This is a genomic window from Chryseobacterium herbae (genome assembly GCF_025154075.1).
Taxonomy (GTDB): Bacteria; Bacteroidota; Bacteroidia; order Flavobacteriales; family Weeksellaceae; genus Chryseobacterium; species Chryseobacterium herbae.
The window spans coordinates 197,855-216,682 of the sequence record NZ_JAOAMU010000008.1 but is presented as its reverse complement, the minus strand read 5'-3'; the positions used below and the strand labels follow the sequence as shown (position 1 = coordinate 216,682).

Below are 18,828 nucleotides of genomic sequence, written 5' to 3'. Positions count from 1 at the left end.
GATCAAAGCGGTTTGTTTTTTTGCATTATTTTCTTTTGTGCTGATATCATGTCAGACCGAAAAAAGCGTGAGCAAATATCCTTTAACCGTTGGAGATATTGAATTTGATGAAAAACTGGATGATCCTGCATTTAAAAGATGCACCACGGAAAAGCTGATTCATCTTCAGTATTATCAGGGATCAAAAGAGTTTGACTATAAAGGAGAGAAAATCGCCATTACAGAAAAACTTGAAAAAGAAAAAATATCTTCCGAAACTAAAACGAACGGTTATATTACCGTAAGATTTTTAGTAAATTGTGAAGGAAAAACAGGACTGTTCAGAGTTCAGCAAATGAATGCGGAACTTAAAGAAACAGTTTTAGATAAAGAACTGGGAGACCGTTTGCTGAGGTTTACAAAATCTCTGGACGGCTGGATTCCGAAAGAGATAAAAGGTTTTAAAGTAGGCTATTATCAGTATTTAACCTATAAAATTGAAAATGGAAAAGTTTCAGAGGTATTACCTTAGCTTTTTGATGCTTATCGTTTACACCAATACTATTGCGCAGGTCAACTGTAACGCAGTAGGGGGTGAGAACTGCAAAAAAGCTTGTGAGTTATACAACTGGGCTTCAGACAGACAGGGCAGCAGAGAATCTCAGGAAGCTTTTGATAAAGCCATCGGATTGTGCCCCGATTTCTCTAATTCATATATGGAAAAAGCCGTTCCATATCTTAAGAACGGAGATTTTGTAACCTGGAAAATTCTTATTGATAAAGCTGTTGCCGTAGATCCTAAAATGCACCTGGGCTACAGAGGCTGGTGTAAATTCCAGTTCCTGCGCGATTACAACGGAGCTGTTCAGGATTTAGAAGCATTAAAAAAATACTATCCCGAGGACTTAGGAAGATCTTTAAACGGAGATTATCACCTGGAAGTGGTGAAAGCCATGGCTTACAGTGCTTTGGGGCAGAAAGAAAAAGCTGCCGCGATTATTGAAAAAGCGCTGGTATCAAAAGGCTACTTCAAAGGAATGTATGACCATTACCAGCTGGGAGTGACCTATTTCGAGTTGGGCAGATACGACAAAGCTTCAGAAAATTTCGAAAAACAGAGCAAAGAATACGACTTTGCGGAGAATATATATTTTAAAAGTAAAGTTTCTAAGATCAGAAACAAAGATTATTTGGATTTAAAAACCTTAGCATTAGGGACTTATGATGAAGGTAAGACCATGAAAGATGTCTACACTCATCACTTTAACAAAGTCTACAGGAAACAGATTGAGGCCCTGTAGATTATTATTAAATCAATAATCAAAAATTTACTTATGAGCAACGACTTACAAAACATAAAAAACCGCTTTGGAATCATCGGAAACTTTCCTGCACTGAACAGGGCCCTGGAAAAATCAATTCAGGTGGCACCCACAGATATTTCAGTTCTGGTGATTGGAGAAAGTGGGGTAGGGAAAGAATTTATTCCGAAAATCATCCATTCAGAATCTAAAAGAAAGCATCAACCCTATATCGTAGTCAACTGTGGAGCCATTCCGGAAGGAACCATAGATTCTGAGCTCTTTGGGCACGAAAAAGGTGCATTTACCGGAGCTACAGCCACAAGAAAAGGATATTTTGAAGTGGCAGACGGTGGAACCATATTCTTAGATGAGGTGGGAGAACTTCCCCTTCAGACCCAGGTTCGTCTTTTGAGAGTTTTAGAAAGCGGTGAATTTATGAAAGTAGGTTCTTCACAGGTTCAGAAAACCAATGTGAGAATTGTGGCAGCTACCAACGTCAATATGATGAAGGCCATTCACGACGGAAGATTCCGTGAAGATTTATTCTATCGTTTAAATACCGTTCAGATCGATATGCCTCCTTTGAGAGAAAGAAAAGGAGATATTCACTTACTGTTCAGGAAGTTTTCTATAGATTTTGCAGAAAAATACAGAATGCCGGAACTGGAGCTTGAACCTGGTGCCGTTCATTATATTGAAAATTATACGTTCCCGGGAAACATCCGTCAGTTAAGAAATCTGGTAGAGCAGATGACCGTGGTGGAAAGAAACCGCGAAATAACAGTGGAGAAACTCGCTGAATATATTCCTATGGAAACCCACCTTCCTATGGTGGTTAATAATCAGAACGCTCAGAAGCAGAGTGATTTCGGAAGCGAAAGAGAGATCATGTATAAAATTCTCTTCGATATGAGAAGTGATCTTAATGATTTAAAATCGCTAACTTCAGAACTGATCAAAAACAAAGGAACAGCTGATCTGAGCAATCAGGAAAAAAACCTGATCAACAGGATTTATTCTGCGGAACAAAGCCAGCCTGTAGCACAGAATTCACTGCTGTATTTCGAAGATAAATCGCCGGTGGTACAGTCTTCACCAACTATTATGTCAAATGCTGATGACAGCTACGAAGATATTGAAGAGATAGAAATAGAAGAGAACAGACCGGAATCTTTATCGCTTCAGAATAATGAAAAAGATTTAATTATCAAAGCGTTAGAGAAGCATAAAGGGCGCAGAAACAGAGCGGCGGACGAGCTTGGCATTTCACAGAGAACATTATACAGAAAAATAAAACAATATAACTTAGAAGACTAATTAACAGGAATGAAGAATTTAGAAGGACTTAATGTAAAAGAATATGATTTTAATATCGGGAAATATGTATCCCAGGGAACAGATTTATTCAAAAAAGATATTGGTGGGTTCATAGTGGCTACGCTACTCTTATTTGTCATCAGCTTTATCCCTTTCTGTGGTATTCTTGGATTGGGGAACTTCTATAAGATCTGCAAAAAAGTAGATGAAGGTCAGCAGGTTTCAGCAGGAGATATTTTCGACTTTACGGATTTCGTAGTGTATCTGAAATTGTTTCTGCTTATTTTCGCCATATGTATTGTGGCAATGATTCCGATACAATTTACGCTGGTTCCATTTTTGATTGCTGCTGACACTGAAGGCGGACAGGTATCAGATGCCGGGGCAGCTTTATTGGCAGGTGGAATGGGATTGTGGATGATGATGATCATGATATTTATTATGATTCTTTCTATATCCATGTATTTTATACAGCCTTTGATCTCGCTGTACAGAATCACAAGCGTAAGAGAAGCATACAGACTTTCCTGGAAAATTGCCAAGAAAAACTTTTTTATGATCCTTTTATTCTCCATTGTAGTAGGCTTCATATCCCAGCTTGGAATTATTGCATGCGGAATAGGAATCCTGTTTTCTATACCTTTGGGGATCTGCATTAAATATGCTGCTTATAAAGATGTTTTGGAGTCGTTAAATCAAAAAATGGTATGAGTAAATTAAAAATAATATTCGGGTTGGTCATTCTTTCGCTGTTTCATCAGTGTTACTCTTTTACAGGATCTTCACTGACGGATGAAAAGACCGTTCAGATCAATGAATTTCCGAACAATGCAGCACTTGTAAACCCTACTCTTTCCCAGCAGTTTTCTACGGATATCCAGAACAGATTCCTGCAGAGAACCACTTTAAAAGGAACAAAATCAAATCCTGATATTTTGATAGAAGGTGAAATTTCCGACTACGGTTTCTCACCTACTACGATCAGTTCCAATACATCCACAAACCCTTCAGGTGGTGTGGTACAGCAGGCACAGAGCAAACTGACGATCAGTGTAAAAGTACATTACGAAAACAAAATACATCCGGATTCCAGTTTCGACAGGACCTATACGGATGAAGCGGTTTTCAACAGTGACCTGACGCAGAGTCAGATAGAAGCTTCCCAGGTGAAGCTTGTGACAGACAGAATTATTAACAAGATATTTAACGATATTGTAGCCAATTGGTAAGATGAATCCCAGAGTTTTAGAATTATTAAAGAACCCCAAAAATATTCAGTCAGAAGATCTCGGTCTTTTGAAAGAAGAAATCCATGCTTTTCCTTATGTTCAGAACATCAGGGCACTTCATTTGTTTGGGGTACACCTTTATGATAAAGAAAACTATCAGAAAGAACTTTCTACAACGGCGGCCTATACCACCGATAAAAAACTTCTTTATCAGCTGATCAACGGGAAGATCCAGCGCGAACCAAAGCCTGAAACGGCAGAAGAAAAACAGTCTTCCAAAACCACCGAAAAGGCTGTAAAATATTCCTACAAAGACAAAGCTTTCCCTATAAAAAGAGAAGAGGCTTCCGATAAAAAGCAGGATCAGTATGAGGCAGCGGCATCTATGATCCCGCCTGTTCAGGAGATCAGACATATCCATGTGAATGGAGAGAGAAACAGAATTCTTTTTGAAGGCGAAGAAAACTTTCTTGATGAAACCCATTCAGACATTATAGACCTTGAATCCACAATGGAATCAGGCGTAATCGTGACCCAAAAAACGGAAGCTGTTACAGAAGATCTTAAAGAAGAGACTGTACAGGAGCCGGAAGCACAAGAGAATGAACAGTCAGAAGATTCAGAAGCCGGAGTAGAATTCACTCCCGAATTGATTATTGATGAAGATCAAATCGAAGAACCTGCCGAAGAACAGGAAATCGATAAAGAGGAAGAGGTAAGTTTCCATGAGGTAGAAACAATAGTACCGGAAACAGAAGTTACAGAGGAAGAAGAAGAGAAACCAATTGTTGAAGAGCCAGTAACCGTTGAAGCAGAGCAGGATTCTGAAATCATTGATGAAACCGGAAATGCAGATGAACCGCATGCCGAAATCAGTTTCCATGGAATGGATGAATTCCTTCCGGATGTTAAAATCCAGGCAAACAGTGATGATGAAGCTGTAATTGCGGAAGTTTCCAAACCGAATGTCAATAAGCATGAGGAAGAAATGAGACGCCTGATCGAAGAGGTAGAAAAGAAAATGAAAGAAGCTCAGTCAGCTCCAAAAGTTGACAATGAGGAGCCTGAAACTGCCGATCACGAAATCAGTTTTGCCGAAACACAGAATTTCCACTTCTGGTCCACTGAAAAAGAAGAACCAAAAACTGCTGAAGAATCTATTCCTGAAAAAGAAGTAGAGACTACAGAACAGCCTATACAAAACGAAGAGCCGACAGTAATAGAAGAAGAAAAACCGGAAGAACAGAAGATCTTCGCTCAGGAAGTCTCCGCATGGAAACCGATGAGCCTGGAATCTAATGTACCGGATTCTATGATCTCCAAAGAACAAAGAGCTCCCACTCCAAAAACTGAAGCTCCGACACCGGAAGAGATTCCTGCTGTAGAAACGATCGAAGAGCCTCAAAAAGAATCTGAAATAGTTTCGGAAGAGCATCTTGCACCTGTTGCAGAAGAAACGCCTGAAACGGCAGAAGAACAGCATGAAGAGGCAAAGAATGCAGAAGAAGCTACTGAAATAAAAATATCAAAAGGAGAAGCTCCGGTGATGAATGTTTCTTTCTTCGGTTCAGATATCTCAAGTTTATCCGTAGAAAAAAGAGAAAAAGAAAACATACAAGCAGAAGAGCCCGTTCAGGAAGTTAAAGCTCAAAATACTACACAGACACCATCTGACAGCAATGTTCCCGGGTTTATCAACACATGGCAGAGCTGGCTTAAAATAGACAGACCGACAGAAGAAGAGGTTGTTGTAGAGAAAAAAGAAGTAGTACCTATTCAGGAAAAGGTTATCGAAGCCTTTATTGAAAACAATCCTAAGATTAGTCAGTTAAGAGATGAAAGCACGTATGTTGTCAGAGAAAAGAATGATGATATTTCACATTTAATGACGGAAACGCTGGCTAACCTGTATTTTGAGCAGAAACTCTATACTAAAGCCATCAAGGCATTTGAAATTCTGATCAAGAAAAATCCTGAGAAAAAAGAACATTTCCAAACCAAAATCAAGGAGATAAAAGATTTCAGAAGCAAAGGTTAATCCTGATGCAAAAGATATAAAAAAGGCTGATCACAGAGGTGTTCGGCCTTTCATTTTTTTATATATGATCAGGTTTATTTTTGAGACTACGCAACTTACGCCACGCTTTCCTACCGAAAATAACCACAAGAATAATCAGAATAATGGCAAATATTGCGGCAATTACCGGCGCAACCATCGCCAGTATAGACATAATGCCTGCTCCAGCCGTTTCAGTAGTTCCCACCACCGAATTTCCCAAACCACCCGTGGTAGCGGTAGAAGCCGCCCGTATCCCCGCAAAACCCGAACTTATCGTGGCTGCAGTTCCTCCGCCGGCAATCAGCGCAAGGCCCCACTGTGGAAAAGTTCCCAAATCTGCAAACTGGCTGGCAAATAAAACAGAGCCCGCTACAGTAGCCAGAGGGACCGAGATGGTATCCAGCAAATGATCTACAAAAGGAATATAATAGGTTAAAATTTCAGCAATAGTGGCAATGCCGGTCGTAATAAGCACAGGAAGCCCCGAAAGCCATTCAAAATGCTCATTCATCGGAATCCAGTGAAAATAAGACGCAAGGCTTACCGCAAACATCGGCAGAAAAACTCTGAAGCCTGTTGCCGCAGCCAGTCCGATACCGATAAAGGCACTGAGTACGTAAGAGAGGTAGGGAATATGATCTAACATTTTAATTTTCAGATTTATTGTTTTCCCTAAAATTACAAAAACTATGCAAGCCTTTTATAAAAATTTAAACCTCTATCATTTTTTTAATACACAAATACCGACATTCATTGATAAAATTTCTTGCATCCGAAACAAAAATAGAATGCTGACATATTTGGAGAAGGAACATTTATTTCCCACTCCTCATCTGTGTATTCTGTGTAATCCGTGGGAAAAAATAAAAGAACAACTAATTAAACAGTCTCACATTTTACGCATTGTTAATTTCATTGGTAAACTGTTACACTGCTCCATTGCTCCATTATTAGGGTCTTTTCTGCATCTGGCACAGCTTAATAAACTGCTCCTCTACATCCTGAAACTTAGCCGGCATTTCAGGCGAAACCCAAAACATCATCGCCAGCGTTTTTTCTCCGAAAGCTTCTTTAAATAAATCCTTATTCAGACGATAACATTCTCTTAAAAGCCTTTTTACACGATTTCTGTGCACGGCTTTCTTAAAATATCTTTTAGAAACAGAAACTCCAAATTTATGGCTGTCTACCTGCAGATTAGGTTTATCTTTCAGAATGATAATTCTTAGATTTCCACAGGTCCTCCATTTACCTTTGTCAAAAAGTAAAGCAATCTCAGTGTTTTTCTTGAGTTTTTCTTCTCTGGAGTACGTATAGTTCATTAATCTTGTTTCACTAAATAATTTATCACTTCAGCGGCTGCATACAACCCGAAGATCGCAGGAATATAGCTGATAGTGCCGTAGAAAGACCTTTTATAATTGGCCCCGTCCGTTAGTTTCAGACTTTCCTCCTGTTGAAGTTCATTGGAGAATACACATCTGAAACCTTTGTTGATATTTTCTTTTTTAAGTCTTTTTCTGATTTGTCTTGCAAGGAAACAGTTCTGAGTTTTGCTGATATCTCTTACCATCACCTTACTTGGATCTGTTTTTCCACCGGCTCCCATAGAACTCACCAGTTTTATTTTTCTTCTTTTGGCGGCCTTAATTAAAAACAGTTTTGGGGTAACGCTGTCGATACAGTCTAAAATATAATTGAACTTGTCAGAATCGAGAACTTCATCCATTCTTTCCGGATTCAGGAATTCATTGATCTTGACTAATTTAAGATCCGGGTTGATGTCCAGAAGCCTTTCAGCCACTACTTCTACTTTATGCTGTCCTACCGTTGAGCGCAATGCCGGAAGCTGCCTGTTGATGTTCGTGATGTCTACGGTGTCGCCGTCTACAATCGTCATGTGTCCCACACCTGCTCTGGCCAAGAATTCCGCAGCGAAAGAACCTACGCCTCCTAAACCTATGACCAGGACATTAGCCTTATTAAGCTTTTCCAGTCCTTCTTCTTTCATCAGGAGCTCCGTTCTCTCCAGCCAGTACTTATCCATTCTTTATCGTGTCTAAATTTTCTAAAATCTGTTCGTTCAGTTTTTCTAAAGAAATTCCCTTTAACTCCGAAACTTTTGAATACAATTCTTCAATATTAAAGCATTCATTATCAGTTTCTAAAAAGATTTTATCTAAGGGTGTTTTCTTTACAATTTCCTGCAAAGATAAATGATACAAAACAGCTTTTCCAAAACTCAAATAAAAATTATTTTTCAGCAGGTCTTCAGCAATGCGTTCCTTTTTGTTGAAACCATGAATAATAACGGCCTGGGTGGCTTTCTTTTTAAAAGAAATCACTTCATAAAACTTTCTTACACAGTGAATGATCAAAGGTTTTTTGATCTCGTTGGAAATAAGGACCTGTCTTAAAAAAATCTGTTCCTGGATCTTTTGAGGAATCTGAACTATAGAGTCTAGCCCGCATTCTCCGATGGCCAGACAGTTTTCGGTGATATTTGATTCCAGCCAGCTGAACTGCTGCTCCACAGAATCCACAGCGATATCTTTAGGATGTATACCTATAGAATAGGGCGATTCCGGGGGAGCCGTTCCGAAGTCTATATTGTAAATCCCATAGGCTGTATTCTTCTTATGGTGGTGAAAATCAAAAAGATCCATTAACAAAAGTACGATTATTCAGAAAATTAATTTAAAATTATTAAACGAACGTTTATAAATGTGTTAAAAATTTCTTAACTTTACTCAAAGTGCACTTCATGAGAAAAAAATTTACGGAAAAACAGATCCATATTCTGGATATTGCAGAGGAACTTATCGCCAAAAAAGGGTATGAGGGGACTTCTGTAAGAGATATCTGTTCCAAAGCCAACATCAATGTGGCGATGATTTCCTATTACTTCGGTTCCAAAGAAAAAATGATGTCTTACCTCTATCAGTACCGGGTACTGAAGACCAGAGAGAACTTTTCAGAATTTGCAGATACCATCAAGGACGGCAAGCCTGAAATGCAGCTGAGAGAAATCATTAAATATATTGTTTCCCAATTATTCAAATACAATTATTTCCACGGGTTCGTTACTCAGGAACTCAGACATACCGAAAATTTAAAAGACGAGCTGCTGGACTTCTATCAGCTGTTTGTAAAAAAACTGGATGATGTGATTAAAAAGGGTGTGGCTTCGGGCGTATTTACTTTCACTCCCAAACCTGAAGATATCCTTACGATGATCATAGGTTCTACATTATTTGTCATTCGGAATAAAAACTTCTATGAGCTGTATGTGCCAAGTAAAAATGAGGAAGCTTATACAAAAGAAGCGGAGAAAAAAGTAAGAATGAATCTTTTACTCAGTGTTTTTGCCATTTTGGGATACGCTGCAGACTAAAATTACGTTAAATATTCATAAAAAAAAATCTATTGACAAAAAAGTTATATTTTTGCAAATTAGTAAATCGGCTGTAGAATCCGAAAACTGTTGAATTTTTTATATGAAAAAATATATTTTAGGTCTTTTTGCTGTAGCAGTTGTTTCTTCATGCGTAAGCCAGCAGGAAAGAGCAATGAAGAGTGCTGACAAGAACGTAATCTTAAAGGCAGCGAATGAGAATTTTACCAAAAAGAAGTGGAAAAATGCATTGGCTCTATATGACAGGTTGACTAACCTTGTGGCGGGAACAGATGATTTTCCTAACGTAGGTTTTAATACTGCTTATGCCAATTATTATGACAAGAGTTATAAACTGGCAGGACATCAGTTTAAAAACTTTGCCGTAAACTTCCCGAAAGACCCTCGAGCTGAAGAAGCTGCATACATGTCTGCATTATGCTACTACGAAGGTTCTATGGATTATAATTTGGACCAGTCTACTACAGAAACAGCGATCAATGAGCTTCAGGACTTCCTGACGAATTATCCTAATTCTGAGCGATCTAAAAATATCAGTCAGCTAATTGATGAACTGTCTTATAAATTAGAGTTCAAAGCATACGAAAATGCAAAACAGTATTTCAAGATGGGTGATTATAAAGCAGCTAACGTGGCTTTAGAAAATGTATTGGAAGATTTTCCAAGTACAAAACTTCGTCCGAAGATCTATGATTTTATCATGAAATCCCGTTATGAACTGGCTTCAAAATCAGTGTATGAACTTAAAGGGGAGCGTATAGAAAGTGCTTTGGCTTATACCAAAGTGGTAGAAAAAGAACTTCCGAATACAGAATATTCCAAAACAGCGATAGATCTGAGAGGAAAACTGGAAAAAGAAAAGGCTAACTTTGCGGTTATAAAAAAACAAACGGAAGCAAGAATTGCAACATTAACGGCAAAACAGAAAAAGGAGGCTGAAAAGACGGCAGAAAAAAATAAAACGGAGCAGCAGATCAAAGATCAGATCAGCAACGAAAAGAAGGCAATGCAGATCCAGAGGGACAGTGCGGCACTTAGTACCCCTCCTCCGGCAGCCACTTTCAAAATCCAAAGATAATTCGTAAATTTGCCATCTTAAAATAAAATAATTTTCTCAAAATGAGTGTAAAAGATACAAAAGCAGAAGTAAATACTATTACTTACGATAAAGACAAGATTGAAGATAAAGTAGGTTCAATCTATGAAGCTATTGTTATCATGGGAAAGAGAGCAGAGCAGATCAACGCGGAGATCCGTACGGAACTTCACAATAAATTAGACGAATTTGCTGTGCACAATTCTACATTGGAAGAAGTTTTCGAAAACAGAGAACAGATTGAAATCTCTAAACATTACGAAAAACTTCCTAAGCCTACTTCTATTGCTATCGAAGAATGGCTGAATGAAGATATCTATTTCAGAAAGACAGAAGACAGAAAATAATTATTTTTGTTTTTAATCATATGAAGGTCATAAAGGAATTCAATTCTTTTATGACCTTTGTCTGTTTGTACCCGTCTTTGTGCGAAAAAATAAGTAATTTAGTATTTCAAAAATTAAAACTAAATGAGTGTTTCCGGTAAAAAGATACTTATCGCTGTTTCTGGAGGAATTGCGGCCTATAAAATTCATTTCCTGATCCGGGATTTTGTGAAAAAAGGAGCCGAAGTTCAGGTGATTATGACGCCCGATGCAGAACAGTTTGTAACGAAACTAAGTCTTTCAACGCTTTCAAAAAAACCTGTATATTCAGATTTTTACAGTGATAACGGTACCTGGAACAGTCATGTGGAAATGGCCCTTTGGGCAGATGTCATCATCGTTGCTCCGTGCACGGCCAATACATTAGCCAAAATGATCCACGGGATGTGTGATAATTTGGTCATTGCCACCTATATGTCTGCGAAATGCCCCATATTTATTGCTCCTGCTATGGATCTTGATATGTATACGCATCCTTCTACCAGACAGAATCTTGAAATGGCGGAAGATTACGGACATTTTATTATTCCGGCAGAAAGTGGTGAGCTGGCAAGCGGTCTGATAGGACAGGGAAGAATGGCGGAACCGGAGACGATTTTTAAAACCGTTGACAATTTCTTTGCTTCTCAAAATCATAGCAGAAGCCTTGAAGGAAAAACTGTGCTGATCACAGCCGGACCTACTTATGAAGCTATTGATCCTGTAAGGTTTATCGGAAATCATTCCTCTGGAAAAATGGGGTTCTCGCTTGCTGAAGAAGCTTCAAAAAGAGGTGCTAAAGTGATTCTGATCTCCGGACCAAGTTCTCAAACCACCGATGATAAGAATATTGAACTTCATAAAGTAACCTCCGCCAAAGAAATGCTGAATAAAGTTTTTGAATTTTATGACCGCGTAGATATTGGTATTGCCAGCGCTGCAGTGGCAGACTACGCTCCAAAAGAGGTTGCGAAGGAGAAAATTAAAAAGAATGATGATAATTTAACCATCGAATTGGTGAAAAATCCTGATATTCTTAAAACGATGGGTGAAAAGAAAACCCATCAGTTTCTGGTAGGTTTTGCGCTTGAAACCCAGAATGAGGAAGAAAATGCCAAAGGAAAACTGGAAAAGAAAAACCTTGACATGATCGTCCTGAACTCTCTTCGTGATGAAGGAGCAGGCTTTAAAAACGATACCAATAAAATTAAGATATTTACCAAAACAGGAAAAAAGGAATTCGACCTGAAATCCAAAGATGAAGTCGCTGTAGATATTCTGGATTTTGTTGAGTCTCAACTTTTAAAATAATTTTAATAAATTTCCGTTCTCAATTTTTAATAGATAATGAAAAAAATCATAAGCCTATTCTTGCTGCTTTTTATATATAATCTGAGTTTTTCCCAGGAACTGCTTGCAACAGTACAGATCAACGCCCAACAGCTGGGGGGAAGTAACCAGCAGGCCTATAAAGCGTTGGAGAAAAGTCTTAGAGACTTTATCAACAATACCAGCTGGACCGGAAAAAAACTGCAGAATTTCGAAAAGATAAAATGTAATTTTGCCGTTGTAATTGCAGAAAGAGACGGGAATAGATTCAAAGGAAGTATTGTGATCCAGGCTGTTCGTCCGGTATACAATACCAGCTATGAGTCACCTTTGGTCAATCTTCAGGATCAGAGATTTGCATTTGAATATGTGGAAAATGAAAACCTTGTGTTTAATGAAAGACAGTTTTCAGGAAAAAACCTGATCGATGTGGTCAGTTTTTATGTCTATGTGATCTTAGGTTATGACGCAGACAGCTTCCAGTCGATGGGAGGAACGCAATGGTTCTCAAAAGCGCAGCAGATAGCCCAAAATTCGCAGAACAGGAACTATGAAGGGTGGAATGTCATCAATGAACCCAGAAGCCGTACGATACTGATCAATGAGATCATCAATCCAAACTGGAGTCAGTTAAGATCTACCATGTATACGTATCACAGGGCAGGTTTAGATAATCTGTTCAATCAGGATCAGACGGCCGCAAAAAAGGTGATCTTTGATGCGCTTATGCAGCTGAAAATGTATGAAAACTCATTTCAGCAGTCCTATTACTTCAATTTATTTTTGGACAATAAAAGTGATGAAATTTTCAATGTTTTCAATTCAGGAAACAATGGTGGACTTGTCATGAATGACCTTAAGCAGCAGATGATGATCTTTACGCCCAAATATTCTGAGAATAAATGGAGCAAGTGGAAATAAAATCCACCGGCTTTAGTCATTGAATACCGAATACTAAATTCTATATTTGCATTACTTAAAGTAATCAGCTATTATCCATGCTTTCGAGAATTTACATTAAAAATTTTGCCCTGATTGATACCCTTGAAGTATCACTGAATAACGGTCTGCAGGTAATTACCGGGGAAACCGGAGCTGGTAAATCTATTATTTTAGGAGCTTTAAGATTGATCCTTGGCGAAAGGGCGGAGGTAAAATCTATTTCCAAATCGGAGGAGAAAAGCATTGTAGAAACTGAATTTGATCTCAATAACCAGTTCAAAAAATTCTTCATCGAAAATGATCTGGATTATGAGCATCACACCATCATTAGAAGGGAAATTCTTCCATCCGGAAAATCCAGGGCTTTCATCAATGATGTGCCGGTGACCCTTGATGTGCTTAAAGAACTATCTTCAAAACTTATTGATATTCATTCCCAGTTTGAAACTTCCAATCTTTTTACGTCAGAATATCAGTTTAAAATTATTGATGGACTTTCTGAAAACAAGAAGGTTATTGAAGACTATCAGAATGAATTTTCAGACTACCAGAGTTTAAAAATACAGCTTAAAAAGCTTCAGGCCCAGCTTTCTGAGAACAGAAAAGAAAGCGATTACAAAGATTTTCTCCTGAACGAACTGGAAGAATTGAAACTGGATGATGTAGATTATGAAGACCTTCAGAATCAGTTGTCTATTCAGGAAAATGCAGAGATGATCTCCGAAAATCTTGTACAGATCCTTTCCAGGTTTCATCAGGAAGAAGTAGGAATCCTGTCTTTTTTTAACGAAGCTAAACACAAACTTTCCAGAATAGCAGAAGTATCCAACGGTTTTTCAGAACTTGATGAAAGGCTGGAAACCTCTTTTGTAGAACTGAAAGATATCATTTCCGAACTTGAAAATGAATCGGAAAGAATAGAAATTAATCCGGCCAATCTGGCGATTCTTGTGGAACTTAATAACAAGATCAATGCTTTATTTCTCAAACATAATGTTTCTGATCTCAACGAACTGAAAGAACTCAGAGATCAGCTGGCAGGTGAGCAGAAAGGCGCTTCAGAACTTGAAGATCATATTGCAGAGATAGAAGAAAATATTTCTAAAAAAGAAAAAACACTTCAGGCTCTTGCCGAAAAGCTTTCAAAAAACAGAAAAAAATCCGTTCCTGTCTTCATTAAAAAAGCAGAAGGACTTCTGAAAAAATTAGGTCTTGAAAAAGCGAAAGTGGATATTGAACTTGATGATACCACAGAGTTTAACGCATTCGGAAAAGAAAATATACAATTACTCTTCCAGGCCAATTCAGGTTTCCCTTTAAAACCAATTCAGACCGCCATTTCCGGGGGTGAAAGGTCCAGGGTAATGCTTGCGGTGAAAAAAATTATTGCTGAAAGTGATGAGCTTCCAACTCTGATTCTGGATGAAATTGATACCGGCGTTTCAGGAAAAGTAGCCGAGGAAATCGGAAATCTGATGAGAGAAATGTCAACGGATATGCAGCTCATCGTTATTTCCCACCTCGCTCAGGTTGCAGCCAAAGGAAATGACAATTACAAAGTCGTAAAACGTGACATTTCCGGCAAAACACAGTCTACCATCATTCCTCTGAATGACGAAGAAAAGCTGAACGAGATCGCCCAGCTTCTGTCCGGAAGTAAAATTACTGAGGCTGCACTGGCACAGGCGAAAGAATTAATTGGCTAGAAAACTGTAACATATTTTACTTTATATTGACTAATATAAAAAACTAAAATATGTTTCTAAAGTTCCTCAGACTGGAAATCAAGAGCTTTTTCCGCGGTACTTCTGTAGGCGTGAATCTTGCGATGAAGATCCTTCGTTTTATTGGAATCCTTTATTTTATGGCCTGTCTGGCAGGAGGAGCTTTTGCGGCGTTCTTCTACGTACGGGACGAAATGCATCAGGATCCTTTAAAAGTAGTTTCAAAATTTTTAGTGATGGCATGGGCCGCAGACTTGATTTTAAAGTATGTCTGGCAGGAAATGTCTACCCAGAATATCAAACCGTTCCTGACTCAGAATATTCCTAAGAATACCCTGGTCAATTATATGCTCGTGAAAACCTTTCTTTCCGCATTGAGCTGGCTGAATTCCCTGTTTTTCATTACATTTGCGATCATAGCTATGTTCAATGGATACAGCATTGTCGGGATTTTAACCTGGTTCATCGGAATTTCCTTCTTATTTTATCTGAATAATTTTATCAATATCCTGTTCAATGATAAAGAAACGATTGCGATTATCATAGGCTGTATATTTGCCGGAGTGGGTGCGCTTGGCTATTACAATATTGTGCCGGTACTTTCTTACTCGGAAAAATTTATTTATAGTTTCTACCAGACTCCTTATTGGGTTATAATTCCAGTTGTCCTGTTTTTTGCTTTATGGCGAATCTGTTTCAGCTACGTTCGTAAAGAATTCTATCTGGATCAGGGATTGGAAGCTAAGAAACAGTTTGGGAAAACCGAAAATATTGCCTTCTTAAATAAATACGGCGTCATTGGAACATTTATCAACAACGATATTAAAATGCTGAGACGGAATAAAGTAACGAAAGGAATTCTGATTGGAAGTTTTTTCTTCCTCTTCTACGGATTGCTGATGTATACTTCCGTTATTTATAAAAAACCGGCCATGATGATGTTTATGGGACTGTTTGTGACCGGAGGGTTTCAGTTTCTTTTCGGGCAGAGGGTTCCATCTTTCGACAGTTCTTATTACTCGTTAATGATGACGCTGAACGTTCCTTACAAAGAATATCTCAAAGCAAAATGGTGGCTGATCAACATCATGACAGCGGCTTCAATCATCATTGCCTTATTTTATGCCTATTTCGGCTGGGAACTTTATATCACATTTTTTGCAGCAGGAATTTATAATATCGGAGTAAATTCCCAGCTTACCCTTTGGTCCGGGGCATTCAATAAAACCAAGATTGATCTTAATTCAAAAGAAAAAAGAATAGGACAGAAAAACAGTTTTAATCTTAAAGCCATGCTTCTTCTGATCCCGAAAATGTTACTTCCAATGGGTGTTTTTGCCTTGTCAAAATACTTCTTCGGAATCACGGCAGGCGTTGTAAGTATTGCTATTTTGGGGCTTATAGGATTTCTGCTGAGAGAAAAAATATTCGATATCATCGTCAAACAATACAAACGCGAAAAATACAGTACGCTGGACGCATTTAAAAACAAAGACTAAATTATGATTACGATCAATAACTTATCCAAGACCTACGGGACTGCTACAGTTCTTAATATTGAGCATCTTGAAATTCCTAACGGTGAAACTTTTGGGCTGGTAGGAAATAATGGAGCGGGAAAAACCACGCTTTTTAGTCTTATGCTTGACCTGATCCAGCCTACGACAGGTTTTGTAAGCATCGAGGATATTAAAGTCAATGAATCTGAAGCCTGGAAAAACAAAGTATCTGCTTTTGTGGATGATACTTTCCTGATCGGTTATCTGACGCCTGAAGAATATTTCTATTTCATCGGAGAACTGAGAGGTCAGAATAAAGCTTCTGTAGACGAATTTTTAAAACCTTTCCATGATTTTTTCAATGGAGAAATTCTTAATTCTGGAAAATATGTCCGTGATTTATCGAAAGGAAACCAGAAAAAGGTAGGAATCATTGGAGCTGTCATCGGAAATCCGGAAATTGTAATCCTTGATGAACCTTTTGCGAATCTGGATCCTTCCACGCAGATCAAGCTTAAAAATTTAATAAAAGAACTTTCAAAGCAAGACGGAGTTACTTTTCTTATCTCCAGCCATGATCTTTCCCATACCACAGAAGTCTGTAACAGAATTGTCGTTGTGAACAAAGGACAGCTTGTGAAAGATATCAAAACCAATCCGGAAACATTGAAAGATCTGGAACAATATTTTGCAGATCAGGTTTCTACACCGGCAGAAGTTTAATTGATCAACTGTTTTGAACTTTTTTTGTTGGAAAAACGCAAGGGGACGCAAAGAAATTTGAAAAGATGATGCTTTAAGGCGCCAGGATTTTATCTGCGATAAAATTGTAGACCGCTCAATAAATGCTAACGAACTTGCTGAAAATCTTTGATTTTCTTGCGCCTTAAAATATTCTTATTTTTGTTCAAACTTTGCGTCCCTTTGCGTTTTTCCAACTATAAAGAATATAAAAATGTCTGGCTGGATAGTTTCAAAACTTTATTAGGAGGGTTTGAAACTTTGAATATCAATTGGATCCAATGTACATGACTTTCTTTTTCTATTTTCACTCTTGAGGAAAATAAAAGTTTAAACAACTTCGATATAAAAAATAATGAGCATAGAATCCCAAAACGTCACAGACTATCCCAACAGCAACACTATTTTTATGGTGTGGAAACTGAATGACAGCCCACAACTGAAAGATGTTTTCCAGCAGCTTTGCGCTTTGGTTCTCAATCTTAATAATTCGGCTTTCAACAGGTTTCCGGACAGCAGGGCAAGCTGTGTGATGGGAATTGGTGGGGAAGGCTGGGAAAAATTAGAGCTACCGAAGCCGTTACCAAAAGAGCTGATCAGTTTTGAAGAAATTAAAGGAGTAAAACATACCGCTGTTTCTACGCCCGGAGATCTTCATTTTCACCTGAGAGCGGATAATAAAAGCCTTATTTTCGATATGGCAATAGAGATTTCAAAACTTTTGAGCTCCGTTGCCGAAAGTATTCTTGAAATCCACGGATTCAAATATTGGGATGCCCGTTCCATTCTCGGTTTTGTAGATGGAACCGAAAATCCGCACGGAGAAGATCGCGATTATTTTGCTAAAATCGGTGATGAAGATCTTCAGTATAAAGGGGGCAGCTACTTATTTGTTCAGAAATACCTTCATAATATGGATGCCTGGAAAGGACTTTCCACAGAAGAGCAGGAAAGAGTGATAGGAAGGTCCAAGGAAAAAGATATAGAAATGTCGGATTCTGTAAAACCCTCCAATTCCCATATTGCTCTGGCTAATATTGAAGGTGAAAATGGTGAAGAGCTTAAAATTGTAAGAGATAATATGCCTTTTGGAAGTCCTTCTTCCAATGAATTCGGAACCTATTTTATTGCCTATTCAAGTACATTCAGCACAACGAAAAAAATGCTGACGAATATGTTCATCGGAGATCCGCCGGGCAATTATGACAGAATTTTGGATTTCAGTACAGCAATTACCGGAACGCTTTTCTTTGTTCCTACCAGAAATATGCTGGATGAATTTTCAGGATAAATAAAAAGGCCGGAAACAAGTTCCGGCCTTTCCATCAATTATTTTAAATAGGATCTTCCTCTATCGGTACCCCACACATGTCAACATGGACCATACACATCCCCTGGCAGGGATTATCTGTGCGAACACTGCAGCAAGCATAATAACCGTTGTATTGGACAAGATACCAGTTCAGTGGACAGCGTGGAATAACCACCCCTCCAAATACTTGTTTCAGATTGGCTCTGTTGAATTTTTTTAGATTTTTCATAGTAAAATAGTTGAGTTAGCATTTCATCTTACATGGGTTCACTGGAACACATTCCCTCAGGAATAAAGCAGAATTTTCCTTTGCACGGATTTCCTTCAGGAGGCATATTCAGGCAGCACGCATGATAGCCGTTGAATTCCACATGAACAAGATTATTCGGGCACGTGTGTCCTCCCATTACTTCTCTTAGATGCTCTCGGTTTAATTTTTTTAGATTTTTCATAGATTAGTTTAGAATATATTTATATCACTAATATATGAAAAAATAGAATTGCAAGATATGTTTTG

At 38.3% G+C, this 18,828-nt stretch carries 21 protein-coding genes; 15 read left to right on the top strand and 6 right to left on the bottom strand.

What is annotated here, in order from left to right; genetic code table 11:
* The first annotated feature begins 67 nt into the window (after positions 1–67).
* Genes N0B48_RS21715 through N0B48_RS21690 form a run of 6 tightly spaced genes read left to right on the top strand, consistent with a single transcriptional unit; the run spans position 68 to position 5,867 of the window.
* A complete protein-coding gene (locus tag N0B48_RS21715) occupies positions 68–511 on the top strand; it encodes a hypothetical protein (protein ID WP_259841496.1) in 444 nt (147 codons plus the stop codon).
* Positions 483–1,280 carry a tetratricopeptide repeat protein gene (locus N0B48_RS21710; RefSeq protein WP_259841494.1) on the top strand — a complete coding sequence of 266 codons (798 nt, stop codon included), beginning with the start codon at positions 483–485 and terminating at the stop codon, positions 1,278–1,280. Before N0B48_RS21715 ends, N0B48_RS21710 begins: the two co-directional genes overlap by 29 nt.
* A 33-nt stretch (positions 1,281–1,313) precedes the next feature.
* Positions 1,314–2,600, top strand: a complete 1,287-nt coding sequence (locus N0B48_RS21705) for a sigma-54 interaction domain-containing protein (protein ID WP_259841492.1) — start codon at positions 1,314–1,316, stop codon at positions 2,598–2,600.
* A gap of 9 nt (positions 2,601–2,609) precedes the next feature.
* Positions 2,610–3,311 carry a DUF4013 domain-containing protein gene (locus N0B48_RS21700; RefSeq protein WP_259841490.1) on the top strand — a complete coding sequence of 234 codons (702 nt, stop codon included), beginning with the start codon at positions 2,610–2,612 and terminating at the stop codon, positions 3,309–3,311.
* Positions 3,308–3,829, top strand: a complete 522-nt coding sequence (gene lptE / locus N0B48_RS21695; RefSeq protein ID WP_259841489.1) for an LPS assembly lipoprotein LptE — start codon at positions 3,308–3,310, stop codon at positions 3,827–3,829. The genes N0B48_RS21700 and lptE overlap by 4 nt, the downstream gene beginning before the upstream one ends.
* Position 3,830: 1 nt before the next feature.
* Positions 3,831–5,867, top strand: coding sequence for a DUF8458 domain-containing protein (locus tag N0B48_RS21690; RefSeq protein WP_259841487.1), 2,037 nt, complete (start codon positions 3,831–3,833; stop codon positions 5,865–5,867).
* 58 nt (positions 5,868–5,925) lie between these two features.
* Here N0B48_RS21690 and N0B48_RS21685 read toward each other — a convergent pair whose 3' ends face one another.
* The 4 genes from N0B48_RS21685 to N0B48_RS21670 all read right to left on the bottom strand — a co-directional run bounded on the left by N0B48_RS21685 (position 5,926) and on the right by N0B48_RS21670 (position 8,554).
* Positions 5,926–6,534: a DUF4126 domain-containing protein gene (locus N0B48_RS21685; protein WP_259841486.1), complete on the bottom strand. Its 609-nt coding sequence runs from the start codon at positions 6,532–6,534 to the stop codon at positions 5,926–5,928.
* A gap of 304 nt (positions 6,535–6,838) precedes the next feature.
* Complete coding sequence (rnpA, locus tag N0B48_RS21680) at positions 6,839–7,210, bottom strand: ribonuclease P protein component (RefSeq protein WP_259841485.1); 372 nt, start codon at positions 7,208–7,210, stop codon at positions 6,839–6,841.
* Positions 7,210–7,935 (bottom strand): tRNA threonylcarbamoyladenosine dehydratase, encoded by a 726-nt coding sequence (locus N0B48_RS21675; protein WP_259841484.1) that lies wholly within the window; start codon positions 7,933–7,935, stop codon positions 7,210–7,212. The genes rnpA and N0B48_RS21675 overlap by 1 nt, the downstream gene beginning before the upstream one ends.
* A complete protein-coding gene (locus N0B48_RS21670) occupies positions 7,928–8,554 on the bottom strand; it encodes a TatD family hydrolase (RefSeq protein ID WP_259841483.1) in 627 nt (208 codons plus the stop codon). Before N0B48_RS21670 ends, N0B48_RS21675 begins: the two co-directional genes overlap by 8 nt.
* Before the next feature lie 98 nt (positions 8,555–8,652).
* Between N0B48_RS21670 and N0B48_RS21665 the strand changes: the two genes are divergently transcribed.
* The 9 genes from N0B48_RS21665 to N0B48_RS21625 all read left to right on the top strand — a co-directional run bounded on the left by N0B48_RS21665 (position 8,653) and on the right by N0B48_RS21625 (position 18,290).
* On the top strand, positions 8,653–9,282 hold the full coding sequence (locus N0B48_RS21665) for a TetR/AcrR family transcriptional regulator (RefSeq protein ID WP_034726870.1): 630 nt from the start codon (positions 8,653–8,655) through the stop codon (positions 9,280–9,282).
* Positions 9,283–9,385: 103 nt separating this feature from the next.
* Complete coding sequence (locus N0B48_RS21660; protein WP_259841482.1) at positions 9,386–10,381, top strand: outer membrane protein assembly factor BamD; 996 nt, start codon at positions 9,386–9,388, stop codon at positions 10,379–10,381.
* Positions 10,382–10,422: 41 nt separating this feature from the next.
* Positions 10,423–10,746: a DNA-directed RNA polymerase subunit omega gene (locus N0B48_RS21655; protein WP_027372958.1), complete on the top strand. Its 324-nt coding sequence runs from the start codon at positions 10,423–10,425 to the stop codon at positions 10,744–10,746.
* Positions 10,747–10,869: 123 nt separating this feature from the next.
* Positions 10,870–12,075 carry a bifunctional phosphopantothenoylcysteine decarboxylase/phosphopantothenate--cysteine ligase CoaBC gene (coaBC, locus tag N0B48_RS21650; RefSeq protein ID WP_259841480.1) on the top strand — a complete coding sequence of 402 codons (1,206 nt, stop codon included), beginning with the start codon at positions 10,870–10,872 and terminating at the stop codon, positions 12,073–12,075.
* 36 nt (positions 12,076–12,111) lie between these two features.
* Entirely contained in the window at positions 12,112–13,014 is a 903-nt protein-coding gene (porD, locus tag N0B48_RS21645; RefSeq protein ID WP_259841478.1) for a type IX secretion system protein PorD, read from the top strand.
* A 77-nt stretch (positions 13,015–13,091) separates the two neighbouring features.
* Positions 13,092–14,741, top strand: a complete 1,650-nt coding sequence (locus N0B48_RS21640; RefSeq protein WP_259841476.1) for a DNA repair protein RecN — start codon at positions 13,092–13,094, stop codon at positions 14,739–14,741.
* Between the two features lie 50 nt (positions 14,742–14,791).
* Complete coding sequence (locus N0B48_RS21635) at positions 14,792–16,258, top strand: DUF5687 family protein (RefSeq protein WP_259841474.1); 1,467 nt, start codon at positions 14,792–14,794, stop codon at positions 16,256–16,258.
* A gap of 3 nt (positions 16,259–16,261) precedes the next feature.
* Complete coding sequence (locus N0B48_RS21630; RefSeq protein WP_259841472.1) at positions 16,262–16,981, top strand: ABC transporter ATP-binding protein; 720 nt, start codon at positions 16,262–16,264, stop codon at positions 16,979–16,981.
* A 373-nt stretch (positions 16,982–17,354) separates the two neighbouring features.
* Positions 17,355–18,290 (top strand): Dyp-type peroxidase, encoded by a 936-nt coding sequence (locus N0B48_RS21625; protein ID WP_259841470.1) that lies wholly within the window; start codon positions 17,355–17,357, stop codon positions 18,288–18,290.
* Positions 18,291–18,333: 43 nt separating this feature from the next.
* Here the strand turns inward: N0B48_RS21625 and N0B48_RS22970 are convergent, their stop codons facing one another.
* Both N0B48_RS22970 and N0B48_RS21620 read right to left on the bottom strand, forming a co-directional pair.
* The gene (locus N0B48_RS22970) at positions 18,334–18,540 is read right to left on the bottom strand and encodes a bacteriocin-like protein (RefSeq protein WP_442867486.1); all 207 of its coding nucleotides are present in this window, start codon (positions 18,538–18,540) and stop codon (positions 18,334–18,336) included.
* A 28-nt stretch (positions 18,541–18,568) separates the two neighbouring features.
* Complete coding sequence (locus tag N0B48_RS21620; RefSeq protein ID WP_259841468.1) at positions 18,569–18,763, bottom strand: bacteriocin-like protein; 195 nt, start codon at positions 18,761–18,763, stop codon at positions 18,569–18,571.
* Positions 18,764–18,828: the final 65 nt, after the last annotated feature.